This is a genomic window from Thermodesulfovibrionia bacterium (assembly GCA_030646035.1).
Classification (GTDB): domain Bacteria; phylum Nitrospirota; class Thermodesulfovibrionia; order UBA6902; family UBA6902; genus JACQZG01.
In genome coordinates this window covers 1-2577 of sequence record JAUSMY010000003.1, presented here as the reverse complement: position 1 = coordinate 2577, position 2577 = coordinate 1, and the positions used below count along the sequence as shown (strand labels likewise).

The 2577-nt window shown below is 63.3% G+C and carries 1 protein-coding gene; it reads left to right on the top strand.

Translation table 11 applies throughout. The features are described 5' to 3' along the window. On the top strand, window positions 1-2577 hold a 2577-nt coding region (locus Q7U10_00295; protein ID MDO8281060.1), incomplete at both ends, for a beta-propeller fold lactonase family protein.

Below are 2577 nucleotides of genomic sequence, written 5' to 3'. Positions count from 1 at the left end.
CCGAGCGGCCGGTTTGCGTATGTCGTGAACCAAGGGTCGAATACCGTCTCGGCGTTTGCGGTCGATGGGATCACTGGGGCTCTAACGGCCCTGGGTGCTCCGGTTGCCACGGGGGCGCTCCCCGTGTCGGTCACGGTGGACCCGAGCGGGCAGTGGGCCTATGTGGATTTCGGTACCAACACCGTGTCGGCGTTTGCCATCAATAGTACGACGGGGGCATTGACGGCAACTGGTACCTTCGTGGGTACATCTGGAGGAGGGTCTGGCGGTGGGGGCGGTGGCGGCGGCGGTGGGACCGGTTTTCCGCGGTTTGCCTATGTGACGAACACAGACGAGAACACGATCTCAATGTATGCGGTGAATGCGACCACGGGCCAGTTGCGCTCGCTGGGTTATGTGATCTCCGGGCTGTATCCCTTCTCCGTCACGGTGGACCCGAGTGGGCGGTTCGCCTATGTGGCAAATCAAAGCGACAGCCTGTCGACGTTTGCGATCAATAGCACGACGGGGGCATTGACGGGGGTGGACACGATTGCCGCCGGGCCGCTGCCCATGTCGGTCACGGTGGATCCAAGCGGGCGGTTTGCCTATGTGGCGAATCGCCTGGCCAATAGCCTGTCGGCGTATGCGGTCAACAGCACGACGGGGGCGTTGACGGCGGTGGGCGCGTCGGTGCCGGCCGGGACGGCGCCCATGGTAGTGACGGTGGACCCGAGCGGGCATTTTGTCTATGCGACAAATCTCTATTCCGACAACGTGTCAGCCTATACGATCAACAGCACGACGGGGGCCTTAACGCCGGTCGTGGGCAGTCCGTTTGCCGCGGGAGCGAGCCCGCGTGCCGTCGTCGTGGATCCGAGCGGGCGGTGGGCCTATGTGGCGAACCGCGATTCCAGCAATATCTCGGTCTTCACGATCAACAGCGCAACCGGGGCGCTGACCGCGCTCGGCAGTCCGGTGGCGACGGGGGTGGACCCACGGGCCATCACGGTCGATCCCAGCGGGCAGCGGGTCTATGTGGCGAACTTCGGCGCGAATGCTGTGTCGGCCTATACGATCAATAGTACGACGGGGGCACTGACGGCAGTCGGTAGTCCGGTGCCGACCGGGGCGGGTCCGATCTCCGTCACGGTGGACCCGAGTCTGCAGTTTCTCTATGTGGCGAACGAGTCGGGCAATACCGTATCGGCGTTCACAATTAACAGCACGACAGGAGCCCTGAGTCCTTTGGCCACGTCTGCAACGGTGGCGGCCCGCACGGCGCCGAGCTCTCTGGCGATGGTCCGTAGTACGGCACCGGTGCAGTTCACGCCGAAGTTCGCCTATGTGGCGAACCAAGCGTTCAATAACGTGTCTGCGTTTGCGATCAATAGTACGAACGGAGCGTTGGCGGCCGTGGCCGGTAGTCCCTTCCCTGCGGGGACGGCTCCGCGTGCTGTCTCGGTGGACGCAAACAGTCAGTGGGCCTATGTGGCGAACTCCGGCTCCAACAATGTGTCGGTATTCACGATTGATGGGAGCAGCGGAGTTTTGACGCCCCTTGGCGCGCCGGTGGCGACCGGGACGACCCCCATGGCCGTGACGGTGGATCCGAGCGGGCGATTCGTGTATGTCGCGAACCAAGGCGCCAATACGGTGTCGGGGTTCACGATCAATGGCACGAGTGGGGCATTGGCAGCCGTGGAGGGTAGTCCGTTTACGGCCGGGACGGGGCCACGCTTCGTGACGGTGGACCCGAGCGGACGGTGGGCGTATGTCGTGAACCAAGGGGCCAATAGCGTGTCGGTGTTCGCGATCAATCGCATCAGCGGAGGGTTGACAGCCGTGGGTACGCCAGTGGCAGTCGGGATGACGCCTCGTGCGGTGACGGTGGACCCGAGTGGACGGTGGGCTTATGTGGCGAATGAACTGTCCAATGACGTGTCGGTCTTCAGGATCGATGGCAGCACAGGCGCGTTGACCGCGGTGAGTGCACCTGTGGCGGTCGGGACGAATCCCGTGTCGGTGACGGTGGACCCGAGCGGCCGGTTTGCGTATGTCGTGAACCAAGGCGCCAACACCGTGTCCGTCTTGGCGATCAATGGCACGACGGGGGTGTTGACGACGGTGGGCGCGCCGATTGCGGCAGGCACGAGCCCAGTCTCCGTCAGCGTTGACCCGAGCGGGCAGTTTGCCTATGTGGACTTTGCTGACAATTCAGTGTTGACGTTCACGATCAATGGTACGACAGGGGTGTTGACCGCTGGGGGCACTACTTCGGGTGGCGGCGGCGGTGGTGGTGGGACCGCTTCCCCGCGGTTTGCTTATGTGACGAACACAGACGAGAACACCATCTCGATGTATGTGGTCGATGCGATGAGCGGGCAATTGCGCTCCCTTGGCTACATGATCTCCGGGCTCCAGCCCTTCTCCATCACGGTGGATCCGAGTGGGCGCTTCGCCTATGCGGCGAATCAAAGCGATAGTCTGTCGACGTTTGCCATTAACAGCACGACGGGAGCGTTGACGGCGGTGGACACGATTGCGGCCGGGCCGTTGCCCACGTCGGTGACGGTGGACCCAAGTGGCCGGTTTGCC